This is a genomic window from Paenibacillus nanchangensis (assembly GCF_046543445.1).
Lineage (GTDB): Bacteria > Bacillota > Bacilli > Paenibacillales > Paenibacillaceae > Paenibacillus_AQ > Paenibacillus_AQ nanchangensis.
Genome location: NZ_JBHOFD010000021.1, coordinates 19,498 through 32,975, shown reverse-complemented (window position 1 = coordinate 32,975; position 13,478 = coordinate 19,498). Strand labels below are relative to the sequence as shown.

Sequence of the window (13,478 nt, the reverse complement as noted above, 5' to 3'; positions counted from 1 at the left end):
ACCTGCCCTGAAAGCTCAGGAACAAGTCCGCGGTTAATACGCAGTAAATTGGCAGCAAATCGCAGTAAAGTGCAGTAAATCTGCAGTAAATCCGCAGTTAATCCGCAGTAAATCCCCAGCAAATCTGCGCAAAATCTGCAATTTTTAAGCCTCGGCAGCGCTGCGCTACAGCATCGCATGCAGCACAAAATTGGCCAGGAACAGGCCGGCGATGGCATACAGCACCGGCGGCACATCCCGCCCCCTTCCTGCGGCAAGCTTAACCACCGGATAAGCGATGAAGCCAAATGCCATTCCGTCAACGATGCTGTAGGTGAACGGGATCATCACCATGACGAGGAAAGACGGGAACACCTCTGTTAAATCACCAAAATCCATTTCCCTTACGCTCTGAACCATCAAAGCGCCAATTACGATCAGCACCGGCGCAATGGCGCTGTCGGGGATATACGACAGGAGCGGGATGAACAGGAACGTCGCCGCAAACAGCACTCCTGTGACGAGCGAGGTCATCCCCGACCGGCCGCCGGAAGCGATCCCCGCGTTGGACTCCGCGCCCGCGACCACCGGGCTGCTTCCGAACAGGCCTGCCGCGATGTTGGCGAGCGACAGGGCGCGCAGACTGCTTTTGAAGCGCTCGGGCCGGTTGGCCAGCAGCGTTTGGGAAGCGATCAGCCCGATATTTTCAAACACAACAATCAGCAGCAGCAGGAAAACGGCGATCCAGAAGACAAGCGTAACCAGACCGTCCCAGCTCATCCCCGCAAAAACATCGCCATATCCTTCAAAAATATGTCCGGCTTCTGCCCCGCCTTGCTTATGGCCTGCTCCAAGCAGGTAGGCGATCCCCGTACCCGCAAGAATGCTGATCAGGAGGCCGCCGGGCGTCCCGCGGACATACAGCACAAGCGCCAGCAGCAGGGTAACGCAGGAGGTGATGACGCTTGGATCGCTGAAGTGGCCGATTGCCACCAGCGTTGTGCTGTGGGCGATGACGATCCCGCTTTTTTGCAGGCCGATAAAGGTGAGAAACAAACCGATGCCGACCGTGATGGCATGCTGTAAATTATGCGGAATGGCTTCGCTCAAAATGCGGTATAAGGAGGTGAACGCAACAATCGCAAACAGGATGCCTGTCACCACTACAACCGCCAACGCTTCCCTCCAGTCGAGCTTCATGGAATGGACCAGGGTATACGCAAAAAAAGCGTTGATTCCCATGCCCGGCACGACAATAATCGGCGTCCGCCCGCCGAAGGCCATCAGCAGGCAGCCGGTCACTGCCGTCAGCAGCGTGGCGACCATGCCCGCCCGCAGCGGCATGCCCGCGTCATGCAGAATGGCCGCGTTGACCATCACGATGTAAACCGAGGCGAAATAGGAGATAATCCCCGCCGTGGTTTCCCGCTTCCAGTCGTCGCCCGTCTCCATACCGAGGCTGCGGCGCCATAAATTCGAATTCATATGCAAAAATACCTCCACAGTTGTTAAATATCGCAGCGGCTATTACCCGGTAGCAGGAATCGTTAATCAGTCTCCCCGGATTCATCCGGATTCATGTCGGGGAGCGTGCCTGCACGCTGCCGGCGTGACGGATTCTTAACAGGGAGCATGCCTGCTCATTCCGGGACGTGCCGGATTCATGCCAGGGAACGCACCTGCTTTTTACCGGAGCACGACGGATTCACGCCAGGGAACGCACCTGCTTTTTACCGGAGCACGCCGGATTCATGCCAGGGAACGCACCTGCTTTTTACCGGAGCACGCCGGATTCGTGCCGGGGAACGTACCTCCCACTTCGGAGCCGCGCCGGATCAATTCCGGAACGTGCCTACACATTCCTATTCCGGGTAGCACGCCGCCTTCGCCGCCAACGGCATAAAAGCGCAGCCGCCGAATCCCGGCAGCCGCGCCTTCTGCTTATTGACTCTATTTTTTCATCGGCCAAGGGTTTAACTCTCTCCGCCTTTATCGGACGGATTTTTGCGGCCGAGCTTCACCTTCTCCACCGTGCCGGCAATCCGGGCACTCCGCGTCTCCTCACGCTTCGCCTGTCCGATCCACTGGAGGTACGCCTTGCGGTGCGATGGCGCCAGCGCTTCAAACCGTGTTTTGGCTTCCCCGTCAAGCTCCAGCGCCTGGCGCAGCTCTTCGGGGACCTCCAGCACTTCTGTCTGCGCACGGCGTGCGGCGGTACCTACCGCCTCGCCAGGCTTACGGCCGGTCTTGATCGCGCTCCAAGGACGAAAACGCATCGCCGACCACGTCTCATCCACCGACACCAGCGCAATCCCGTCCAGTCCCGCTTCCTTCAGCGGCTCCCAGCCTTTGTCCCGGCTCAAATCGGTGTTGAGCTTGGACGACCCTTTGGGGTAGCATACCCAGAGCAGGCCGTCCGGTCTGACGGCACGAAGCGCCTCAGCCGCTCCGGCAGCCAGCGCCGCCTTGTTTTTGGCAAACAGCAGCACGAAATCGTACATCCCGGCATGCGCCACGTCAAATACGCCATCCTCCGGCGTCAGGCCCAGCATTTGGGAATAGCCTTCCGGAGCCTGCAGGAGCAGCGTCCGTCCGTTTTCGGGCAGGCGCAGCTTCTTCCGGAGCGCGGTATTCATACGTGAACGCCTCCGGCCTCAAGCAGCTCGCGGACAGCCACACTCACCATAATGAGGCCGGCCACGGGCGGCACAAACGCATTGCTTGCTGGCGGCTGCTTGGCTTTCCGGATTTCGGGAGCGTTCTCCGGTACAATTTTGTCCGTAACGTCCTGACGCGGTTTCATCGGCTGCTCGGTGGAGAAGACAACTTTTACGCCTTTTTTGATGCCTTCTTTGCGAAGCTTCTGCCGGATGACGCGTGCGATCGGATCCATCGTGGTTTTGGAGATATCGGCGACCTGAAATTTCGTCGGGTCCATTTTGTTGGCCGCGCCCATGCTGGAGATCATCGGAATTCCCCGGGTCAGACACTGCTTGATCAAATGGATTTTGTACCAAATCGTATCCGAAGCGTCAATGACATAATCCAGTTTGTATTTAAACAGCTCCTCGTATGTTTCCTCGGTATAGAACATGTTGAGAGCAATTGCTTCGCATTCCGGATTAATCAGCTTAACCCGCTCGACCATCAGATCGGCTTTTTTCTGCCCGATGGTTGTAGTCAAGGCATGGATCTGCCGGTTGATGTTCGTGATGTCCACTGCGTCCTTATCGATCAAAATAATCCGGCCCACGCCGGTTCTCGCCAGCGCTTCCACCGCGATTGAGCCGACGCCGCCGATGCCCAGCACCGCAACGGTGCTGTTCTTCATGATCTCCAAACCTTCGGGTCCGATGGCCAGCTCCGTCCGGGAGAATTGATTCAGCATGTCGAATGCCTCCTTGGGGTAATGGATAGGAACAAAGCGCCCGGCTTACGCTGTCGTGAAGAAGCGGCACCCGCCCGTGTCGGGCAGGCACCGCCACAGGCAGAAGCTCGCCGGGCTGTAAAGCCGTCCAAGGGGACGGCCAGGGTTTTATTTTTTGGCTTCCGCCGGCTTCAGCGCCAGCTTGATGTGCAGCTGCTCCAGCTGCGAAACGTCCACGCTGGATGGAGCGCTCATCATCGGATCGGTTGCGCTGGCCGTTTTCGGGAACGCAATCGTCTCCCGCAGGTTGGTGCGTCCCGCCATCAGCATCACCAGACGGTCAAGACCGAAGGCAATCCCGCCGTGCGGCGGCGTGCCGTATTCGAACGCGTCCAGCAGGTAGCCGAATTTGTCCTGTACTTCCTCTTTGGAGAGATTAAGCGCGTCGAACATTTTTTCTTGGATGTCCCGTTTGTAGATCCGCATGGAGCCTCCGCCCACCTCGTAGCCATTCAGCACGATGTCGTAGGCCTGCGCCCGGACTGCACCAGGGTCGGTATCGAGCAGATGCAGATCTTCGTCGTTTGGACGGGTGAATGGATGGTGCTCCGCCACATACCGTTTTTGCTCCTCGTCATATCCCAGCAGCGGGAAGTCGGTAACCCAGGCGAATTTAAATACATTATCGTCGATCAGTCCGAGCTGGCGTCCGATTTTCAAACGAAGCGCACCAAGCACATCGGCAACCGTCTTTTTGTTGTCGGCTGAGAACAGCAGCAGGTCGCCTTCTTCCGCTCCGGTCCGCTCTTTGACTGCCGCAATTTCTTCTTCAGTGAAGAACTTCACGATGGGCCCGCGGAACTCGCCGTCTTTGACTTGAATCCAAGCCAGACCCTTAGCGCCGTAACGGGCAGCGTACGGTCCAAGATCGTCGATTTCTTTACGTGTCCAGGTGCCGCAGCCTTTGGCGTTAAGGCACTTGACTTCGCCGCCTTTTTCAATCACCGATGCAAATACCTTCACACCGCTGGTAGCGACGATATCGTTCATCTCTACCAGTTCCAGTCCAAACCGCAGGTCCGGTTTGTCCGAGCCGTATTTGCCCATCGCGTCGGCATAGGTGATCCGCTGGAACGGCAACGGGATGTCAACACCAATCGTCTCTTTGAACAGGCGCTGCATCAGCTTTTCCATCATGCCCAGCAGGTCGTCCTGGGACAGGAAGGAGGTCTCGATGTCGACCTGGGTGAATTCCGGCTGACGGTCGGCCCGGAGGTCTTCGTCGCGGAAACAGCGGGCGATTTGGTAGTAACGCTCCACGCCGCCCACCATCAGCAGCTGTTTATAAAGCTGCGGCGATTGCGGCAGGGCAAAAAATTCACCTTCATGCACCCGGCTTGGCACCAGGTAATCGCGAGCGCCTTCCGGCGAGCTTCTGGTCAAAATCGGCGTTTCGATCTCCACAAAACCTTCCGAATCAAGGAAGTCACGGAACACTTTGGATGCTTTAGAGCGCAGCAGGAGCGTTTTTTGCATTTCCGGACGGCGCAGGTCCAGGTAGCGGTATTTCAGCCGCAAGGTCTCATCCACTTCCACCCCGTCTTCAATGAAAAATGGAGGCGTTTTGGCAGCGTTCAGCACTTCAATTTCGGTAATCCGCACTTCCAGCTCACCTGTTGGCAGGTTCGGGTTTACAGTCTCGGGATCGCGCCGGACCACTTCCCCTTTGACAGCCAGGACGTATTCGCTGCGTACTCTGTCCGCGATTTGCAGTGCATCGCCTGAATAGGCGGGATTAAAGACGATTTGAACGATGCCGCTCCGGTCGCGCAGATCGATGAAGAGTACGCCTCCCAGGTCGCGGCGGGTTTGTACCCAGCCGTTAAGTGTGACGGTCTGACCGATGTGCTCCATCGTCAGTTGTCCGCAGTGATGACTTCTTTGCATAATTTATCCTACCCTTCTCGATATGTGATCGTTAAAAATTTTGTTGCCGCAGCTGCCCGGCTGGCAGCCGGCAGTATAACGCCGCATTTCCGGCTGCAGCAAAAGACGCTGCTCTTGACCCGCTGTTGTTATTGCTGAGCTCCGATTTCCCGGGCCAGATCCTCCAGCTTGACGGTACGCTGTGTCCCGTCGGCCATCGACTTCAAGGCGATTTCGCCGGACGCAAGCTCCTCGTCGCCGAGAATCGCGGTATAACGGGCTTTCATCCGGTCCGCCGATTTCATCTGGGCTTTCATTTTGCGCCCAAGGTAATCCCGTTCCGCCGACAGCCCTTGGCTGCGCAGCTTGTACAGCTGTTTGGTCACTTCAGCATCCGCCGCTTCGCCCAGTGCTACAAGATAGACATCCAGCGGCGGCGCCGCAGGAACGTCAACCTCCTGCTTCTCCAGGATCAGCAGAATCCGCTCCAGGCCGATGCCCAAACCGATGCCCGGCTGGTCCGGTCCTCCGATTTCACCGACCAGGCCGTTGTAACGGCCGCCGCCGCCGACGGTATCGATGGAACCGATCCCCGCCGCTTTATATTCAAACGCAGTGTGCGTGTAATAGTCGAGTCCGCGAACGAGCCGCGTATTCACCTCGTATTCGACACCCATCGCATCGAGATGCGCTTTTACCTTGGCAAAATGGGTGCTGCATTCCTCGTCCAGACTGTCGAGAATGGACGGGGCATCCGTGAATTTATCCTGGTCCACCTTACAATCCAGCACCCGCAGCGGATTGCGCTCCATCCGGCGCTGGCAGTCCGCACACAGGCTGTCCTTCATCGGACGAAGGAATCCTAGCAGCTTCTCGCGGTAGGCCGCCCGGCTGGGAACATTGCCGACCGAGTTGATTTCCACCCGGACTCCGCTAAGTCCAAGCTCACGGCAGAACTGGTAGCCCAGCGAGATGACTTCGGCGTCGATGGCGGGATCCACCGCGCCAAACGCTTCCACGCCAAACTGATGAAACTGCCGGTACCGTCCGGCTTGCGGCCGTTCATACCGGAACATCGGACCGATATAATACAGCTTGCTGACATCGGGTTCGCCGTACAGCTTATTTTGCACGTATGCCCGGACTACACCGGCCGTTCCTTCCGGACGAAGGGCCAGATCCCGGTCGCCTTTGTCTTTGAAGGTATACATTTCGCCTTCGACAATATCCGTTGTTTCGCCGACCCCGCGTTCAAACAATTCCGTTTGTTCAAAGATCGGCGTCCGGATTTCTCCATAATTAAACCGCCGGCACAGCTCTCTTGCTTTCTGCTCCACATACTGCCAGCGTTCCACGGTACCCGGAAGCACGTCCTGGGTACCCGTCGGTTTCTCAAACCGTTCTTTCGCCACTGCCAATCCCTCCTGAACTGTCGCTTCCATCAAAAAAATCCCTCGCCCTGTGATTAAACACAACAGGGACGAGGGATTATCTGAACGATAAACACCCGTGGTACCACCCACATTCCGAATCGGAAGAGCCATCTTCCGGATTCGCTCCAAGCGGTTAACGCCCGCCTACGCGTTCGGCTACTGGTGTCGCGGCGGCATAAGGCCGCCGGCGTTCGCCGGACGTTCTCGGGGATGTCATTCATTCGTTCATCAACGGAATCCTTCCAGCCGTGGGATTCCTCTCTGGGGTTGTGGGGACGAATTACTTGTTCCCGTCATCAAATGTTCTATATTCCAGTCGTATATTGTTAGATTGTACTGAACCGTCCGCCTGTAGTCAAGAAATTCAGACAAAAAAAATGACCCTCCGGAAAAATCCGGGGGGCCCAAGGTGTTATATTATAAAAAAGGGGGTCATGCTGTTATTATAATCAGCCTATATTAAAGGAACATGAACCTAGTATTACAGTTATATTACATAAAAGAAAGCGCTTAACTTCACATCAAGACAAAATCCGCCTCTTGGAGGAGACGGATTCCGGCTTTTTGCCGCAACGTTCGATTAATCGAACACTTCGACGTACGCATGTTTTTGACGAAGGGCGTGAACGACGGCATCGTAGTCGGCTTCGCTAACCTTCAGCTCCATCGTGTAATGAAGATCATCCAGGTCCCCATCCGCAACCGCATCGTTTGTCAGCGGTTCATCCTCGCGGTCCGCCGGACGGTTATCGTCATCAACGGTATCTCCGGCCAGCACACCCGGCACAACCGCGCCGCCGCCCACTGCTCCGGCCGTTGCCGGCGATACGCCGATTCCGCTGCCCGAATTGCCCGTATTAAAAGGGACAATCGGAATCAGAATTTGCCGCTCTCTACCCAGCGGGTCGGTGAGCGCCGACACTTCTCCGCCCTCCGTACTGTAGCCTAACAGCGCTGTTTGTGCCCCTACCGCTTCGTCTTCGGTCCTGAAATATGCTTGAATCCGTCTCATCTTCGATCCCTCCTATAAATTATAATTTATGGGGTGAAGCATTATTGCTGTCCTTAGAGCGCCTTCAGCAGTTCACGCACAAAAGCGGGCTCGTCTTTCGGCGTCCGCGAAGTGATGTAGTTCTTATCCACTACTACTTCCTCATCCTTGAAATTCGCCCCCGCGTTAATCATGTCGTCTTTCAGCGGAGGATAGGAAGTAATGGTCCGCCCTTTCAGCAGCCCCGCACTGATTAGAATTTGCGGCCCGTGGCAAATGGCTGCAATCGGTTTGCCGGCGGCGTCCGCCTCTGTCACGAATTTAAGGATCCCGGAATCCAGACGCAGATTCTCCGGAGAGGATCCGCCGGAAATGACCACCGCATCGTAGTCGCCTGCCTGGACATCTGCAATGGCTTTATCGGTGGTGTACTCCGCTTTTCCACTTTTGCCTTTCACTGTCTGGCCTGCTTCAAGTCCGATGATGTCAGCTTGGTGCCCCGCCTTGATCACTTCATCGTAAGGCACCTTCATTTCGGAATCTTCGAAGCTGTCTGCTAGTAAAAATGCGACTTTACCCATGCTGGAATTCTCCTTTCCCTGTGCTGTTCTTGTTTGTTACTTACCCGAAAACAGCCGCGCGAAAACGGTTAATTTTCGCGCGGCTGCCAGTCCTTCCGGGTGTCCTGCGGCCATGTCGTGCGTTGTTACACGACTCCGTACTTGCGGCAGCCGCGGCAGGCGGCCCCCCCGCCTTAAAGACGGGACAGCCGCAGGCGTCCTAACGGCTTTCCTTGCAGCTCCCGCGTTTCTCCGTTCGTTCTTGCCAGCGCCAGCGCCTCATTCCGGTCGGCCGTCACGGCCGCCGGAAGCTGCCGCCAGAGCTGAAGCTGAAAAGGTTGTCTCATCACTGGCTCCTGTCTGCATGAGCGGCGTCTTCCCAAGAGGCGCCTTCCCGATTGTCTCCTGCTTTGCTCCATCCTCTTCCCATTCTGCCCGCCGCTGGCCGGACCTATTCGAGCCGGTGCAGAGAGTCGATCAGAGAGCCGCGGCAGAGAACCGCCGCACAAAAAGAGGCCCGGGTCGCCCCGTGGCCTCAAACATCTTCTTTTTGCTGTTATGTAGACTGAACGAATGACATACTGATAGAGCGGAGGCTGCTACTGCTGCTAATTTGGGGCTTCCGGTTGCTGTTATTTTCGGAGTTCTTGAATAGGAGTCTTAGATAGCGGGAGAACTCCGAAAATAAAGGCAATCGCGTTCGCACCTACAGCTCAAATTCCCTCCGTGTCATCTCCCTTTTCCTGTCTGACAATGGTTCAGTCTAGTCAGTCTATATAGAACATCGCGGCTAATCCGCGCCCGTGTCATCCCTTGCTGTCCACAAGCAGCGTAACCGGACCCCAATTGACCAGCGACACGTCCATCATCGCACCGAACACGCCCGTCTCCACCTGGAGCTCTTTGCTACGAAGCTCTGCGTTAAAGTAATCGTACAGCCGTTCGGCCTCCGCAGGCGCAGCTGCCGCCATAAAGTTGGGTCTTCTGCCCTTCCGGGTATCGCCATACAAGGTAAACTGCGATACGGACAGCACCGCTCCGCCGGTGTCGGATACGCTGAAATTCATCTTGCCCTGTTCATCTTCAAAAATACGGAGCCCGGCAATCTTGTCGGCCAAATACCGGGCGTCCTGTTCGCTGTCCTCATGCGTTACGCCGACCAGCAGCATCAGTCCTTCGCCAATCTGGCCGGTCACCCGTCCTTCGACGGTTACACGCGCTTCCTTACAGCGCTGCACCACTGCTCTCATCGCCTTACCCCACCTTGGTTTTACTGCATAATCCGATGGACGGTGTACACATCCTTCACCCGTTTGACCCGGTCAACCACCGACTGCAGGTGATCCGTGTTCCGGATAAGAATGGTCATATGGATCATCGCCATCTTGTTTTTGTCAGACCGTCCGGTGACGGCCGAAATATTTGTTTTGCTTTCGGAAACCGCCTGCAGCACTTCGTTCAAAAGCCCGTTCCGGTCGTGCCCGGTAATCTCGATGTCCACGCTGTAGTTGGCTTCCATACTGCCTTCCCACTCGACTTCGATCACGCGCGCCGCTTCTTCCCCGTCCAGATCCGCCTTGATGTTCGGGCAGTCCGTCCGGTGCACAGAGACGCCGCGGCCGCGGGTCACGTAGCCCACAATGTCGTCGCCGGGCACGGGATTGCAGCAGCGCGCAAAACGTACCAGCAGGTTGTCGATACCTTTGACCCGGACGCCGTTCGTCGGCTGGGTCCGCTTCTCGCCGGCAGGCGACGCTTTGATCTCCTTAAGCGCCGGTGTCAGCTCCAGGTGGTTCGCGGCTTCCTCCTGCTCCCTGCGGAGCTTCTCGGTCAGCTTGGAGGTGACCTGCGCGGCGGTAACGCCGCCAAAGCCGACTGCAGACAGCATATCGTCGATATCGTTAAAAGCGAACCGCTTCGCCGCTTCCAGCAGCTTCTCGTCGCTCGTCCAATCGGAAGGCTCAAGGCCCAGCCGCTTCAGCTCCCGTTCGATCGATTCGCGGCCTTTTTCCACGTTTTCTTCGCGTTTTTCTTTCTTGAACCACTGCTTGATTTTGCTCCGGGCATGGGAGGACTGCGCAATCTTCAGCCAATCCCGGCTTGGTCCATAGGAGTGCTTGGAGGTAAGAATCTCCACAATATCGCCCGTCTTCAGCTTGTGGTCCAGCGGAACGATCCGCCCGTTGACCTTCGCGCCAATCGTCCGGTTGCCGACCTCGGTGTGAATCCGGAACGCAAAATCCAGCGGCACCGATCCCGCAGGCAGTTCAATAACCTCGCCTTTGGGGGTGAATACAAAGACAAGGTCGGAGAAAAAGTCCATTTTGAGCGATTCCACGAATTCGGATGCGTCTTTGGCCTCATGCTGCAGCTCCAGAATCTCGCGAAAAAAAGGCATCCGGTTCTCCGGATTGACGGGGGCCCCGCTGCCTTCCTTATACGCCCAATGCGCCGCGATCCCGAATTCCGCGGTCCGGTGCATTTCCCACGTCCGGATTTGTACTTCGGTCGGTTCGCCGCCCGGCCCTACCACGGTCGTGTGCAGCGATTGATACATATTCGCTTTGGGCATGGCGATATAGTCCTTGAACCGTCCCGGCATCGGCTTCCACAACGTATGGATAATGCCGAGCGTGGCATAACAGTCCTTGATATTCTCCACAATAATACGGATGGCAAGCAGATCGTATATCTCGTTGAACTGTTTGTTTTTTGTCGTCATTTTGTTGTAGACGCTGTATATATGCTTGGGACGTCCGGACAAATCGCCCGAAATGCCCATTTCGTCGAGTTTCGCGCGGATACGGCTAATTACGCTGTCGATAAACTGCTCGCGTTCCGCCCGCTTCTTATGCATCAGATTGGCGATCCGGTAATACTGCTGCGGATTCAAATAACGGAGAGCAATGTCCTCCATTTCCCATTTGATCGCCGAGATCCCGAGACGGTCCGCAATCGGACAAAAGATCTCCAGTGTCTCATAAGAAATTCGCCGCTGGCTCTCCTCTGACTGATATTTCAGCGTGCGCATATTGTGCAGACGGTCCGCCAGCTTGATCACAATGACGCGAATGTCCTGCGCCATGGCGATAAACATCTTGCGGTAGTTCTCGTTCTGCTGCTCTTCCTTGGAGCGGAAACGAATCCGTTCCAGCTTGGTCAGACCGTCCACGAGCATGGCGCATGTATCGCCGAAGCTTGCGCGGATCTGCTCCAGCGATACCGTCGTATCCTCGACGACATCATGCAGAAGAGCCGCAATAATGGAGATGACATCCATCTGCATATTAACGACAATTTCCGCGACCGCAAGCGGATGCAATATATAAGGCTCTCCCGACTTCCGGATTTGACCATGGTGCGCGTGGTCCGCAAACTCATAGGCTTCCCGGATGCGTAGAAGATCCTTGTCTTGTATGTAGGCTCCCGCCTTTTCAAGTAATCGCTCTATGCCCATACTCGCTTAGTTCCGTTTCCTTTCTATAATAAAATGAACCCGCATGCATGCCAAATGGTGCAGGTTCCTTTACGTTAGATTTCCACTTACTGGATATGCCTTGGAATGACAAAAAAACGGCTCCGGAATCGAAGTTGCTTCCTATTATGACGCTTGCCGAACCTTACGTCAACACTTGACGCGGCGCGGTCTTTTCATTCGCCAAAGAACGGACAAATTTTGCCCGGAGAAAATGAAAATGTTGTTGAAAAATTGCAGCATACTATTTAATCTAGTAAAGGCGTGAAAAACGGCAAAAAACTGATACAGAAAGAAGTGAATCCATTGCAACGGGAAATTCAAGTCCATGAAAAGCTGCCTTGGGGCCCGGGCTTCCTGCTCAGCCTGCAGCATTTGTTCGCCATGTTCGGCAGCACCGTGCTGGTGCCCAACCTGTTTGGTGTCGACCCCGGCATGATCCTGCTGATGAACGGAATCGGCACACTGCTTTACATTTTGATCTGCCGCGGCAAAATCCCCGCTTATCTTGGCTCCAGCTTTGCTTTTATTTCACCGGTACTGTCAGTACTGAAGGAGCATCCGGATAACGGTTATTCGCTGGCGCTCGGCGCGTTTATCGTAACCGGCGTAATCTTTGCGCTTGTTGCGCTTGTGGTCCGTTTTGCCGGCACCGGCTGGATCGACGTCGTATTCCCTCCGGCGGTTATGGGCGCGATCGTCGCCACGATCGGACTTGAGCTCGTTCCCGTCGCTGCACGGATGGCCGGCCTGATCGCTCCGGAAGGCGCAGCGGACTGGACGCCAAACGGCAGTGCAATTACCCTGTCGATGGTGACGCTCGGCGTTACAGTAATCGGTGCGGTATTGTTCCGCGGATTCCCCAAAATCATCCACATTTTGATCGGTATCGTAACCGGGTATGTGCTCGCTTATCTGATGGGCGAAGTGAACACCGGCGCGATTTCGGGTGCGAGTTTCTTTTCCGCCCCTACGCTTACCACTCCTTCCTGGGATACTACCGTGATATTCACTATTATTCCCGTCTCGCTTGTCGTTATTGTGGAGCATATCGGCCACCTGCTCGTCACGAGCAACATTGTCGGCAAAGATTTATCCAAAGATCCCGGCTTGGACCGTTCGCTGATGGGTAACGGCATTTCAACCGTTTTATCCGGTTTCTTCGGCTCAACGCCCAACACGACTTATGGCGAAAACATCGGCGTCATGGCGCTTACAAAAGTGTATTCGATTTATGTGATCGGCGGCGCGGCGGTTATCGCCATTCTGCTGTCGTTCTCGGGCACCTTTTCTTCGGTAATCGCCAATATTCCACAGCCGGTTATGGGCGGTGTCTCCCTGCTGCTCTTCGGCGTTATTGCCGCTTCCGGTCTCCGTATTTTTGTCGAACAGAAGGTTGATTTCTCGAAAGCGACCAACATGATTATGGCGACGCTTGTACTTGTAGTCGGCATCAGCGGAGCGAAGTTGACCATTGCCGGCGTGGAATTGAAAGGTATGGCACTCGCTACCATTGTCGGAATTGTGCTCTCCCTGTTCTTCAAGCTGATTGAAGTCCTGGGCTTGTCCAACGACCAGCCGGAAATGACGGAGAAGACCCCCGATTAAACCACATCCGTTTGCAGGTATAAAAAGACAGTTTCCGCCGCGAAAGCAGGGAAACTGTCTTTTGTGCTATATGGCGATCTTTTGTAATCCAGCCCGGCAAGCTGTCTGCTCGTTCAATAAAAGCGAACTTTCCGTCTGC

General features: G+C 55.6%; 11 protein-coding genes and 1 other annotated feature. Of the genes, 1 reads left to right on the top strand and 10 read right to left on the bottom strand.

Annotated features, from left to right (window positions below; genetic code table 11):
* Positions 1-165 precede the first annotated feature (165 nt).
* The 10 genes from ACE6ED_RS17355 to ACE6ED_RS17310 all read right to left on the bottom strand — a co-directional run bounded on the left by ACE6ED_RS17355 (position 166) and on the right by ACE6ED_RS17310 (position 11,713).
* Positions 166-1,464 (bottom strand): NCS2 family permease, encoded by a 1,299-nt coding sequence (locus ACE6ED_RS17355; RefSeq protein ID WP_410828476.1) that lies wholly within the window; start codon positions 1,462-1,464, stop codon positions 166-168.
* Between the two features lie 488 nt (positions 1,465-1,952).
* Positions 1,953-2,615, bottom strand: a complete 663-nt coding sequence (locus tag ACE6ED_RS17350) for a YdeI/OmpD-associated family protein (RefSeq protein WP_410828475.1) — start codon at positions 2,613-2,615, stop codon at positions 1,953-1,955.
* Entirely contained in the window at positions 2,612-3,367 is a 756-nt protein-coding gene (locus ACE6ED_RS17345) for a tRNA threonylcarbamoyladenosine dehydratase (RefSeq protein WP_410828474.1), read from the bottom strand. The genes ACE6ED_RS17350 and ACE6ED_RS17345 overlap by 4 nt, the downstream gene beginning before the upstream one ends.
* 147 nt (positions 3,368-3,514) lie before the next feature.
* Positions 3,515-5,293 (bottom strand): aspartate--tRNA ligase, encoded by a 1,779-nt coding sequence (gene aspS / locus ACE6ED_RS17340; protein WP_410828473.1) that lies wholly within the window; start codon positions 5,291-5,293, stop codon positions 3,515-3,517.
* A gap of 128 nt (positions 5,294-5,421) precedes the next feature.
* Entirely contained in the window at positions 5,422-6,684 is a 1,263-nt protein-coding gene (gene hisS, locus ACE6ED_RS17335) for a histidine--tRNA ligase (RefSeq protein ID WP_410828472.1), read from the bottom strand.
* A 61-nt stretch (positions 6,685-6,745) separates the two neighbouring features.
* Positions 6,746-7,011, bottom strand: a binding site (T-box leader).
* Positions 7,012-7,285: 274 nt separating this feature from the next.
* Positions 7,286-7,717 carry a hypothetical protein gene (locus ACE6ED_RS17330; protein WP_410828471.1) on the bottom strand — a complete coding sequence of 144 codons (432 nt, stop codon included), beginning with the start codon at positions 7,715-7,717 and terminating at the stop codon, positions 7,286-7,288.
* 53 nt (positions 7,718-7,770) lie between these two features.
* Positions 7,771-8,277, bottom strand: coding sequence for a type 1 glutamine amidotransferase domain-containing protein (locus ACE6ED_RS17325; RefSeq protein ID WP_410828470.1), 507 nt, complete (start codon positions 8,275-8,277; stop codon positions 7,771-7,773).
* Between the two features lie 173 nt (positions 8,278-8,450).
* Complete coding sequence (locus ACE6ED_RS17320; protein WP_410828469.1) at positions 8,451-8,603, bottom strand: hypothetical protein; 153 nt, start codon at positions 8,601-8,603, stop codon at positions 8,451-8,453.
* 459 nt (positions 8,604-9,062) lie between these two features.
* Entirely contained in the window at positions 9,063-9,506 is a 444-nt protein-coding gene (gene dtd / locus ACE6ED_RS17315) for a D-aminoacyl-tRNA deacylase (RefSeq protein WP_410828468.1), read from the bottom strand.
* A gap of 20 nt (positions 9,507-9,526) precedes the next feature.
* Positions 9,527-11,713: a RelA/SpoT family protein gene (locus ACE6ED_RS17310; protein WP_410828467.1), complete on the bottom strand. Its 2,187-nt coding sequence runs from the start codon at positions 11,711-11,713 to the stop codon at positions 9,527-9,529.
* Positions 11,714-12,037: 324 nt separating this feature from the next.
* Here ACE6ED_RS17310 and uraA point away from each other — a divergent pair, with 324 nt between their 5' ends.
* Positions 12,038-13,339, top strand: a complete 1,302-nt coding sequence (gene uraA, locus ACE6ED_RS17305) for a uracil permease (protein WP_410828466.1) — start codon at positions 12,038-12,040, stop codon at positions 13,337-13,339.
* The last annotated feature ends 139 nt before the right edge of the window (positions 13,340-13,478 follow it).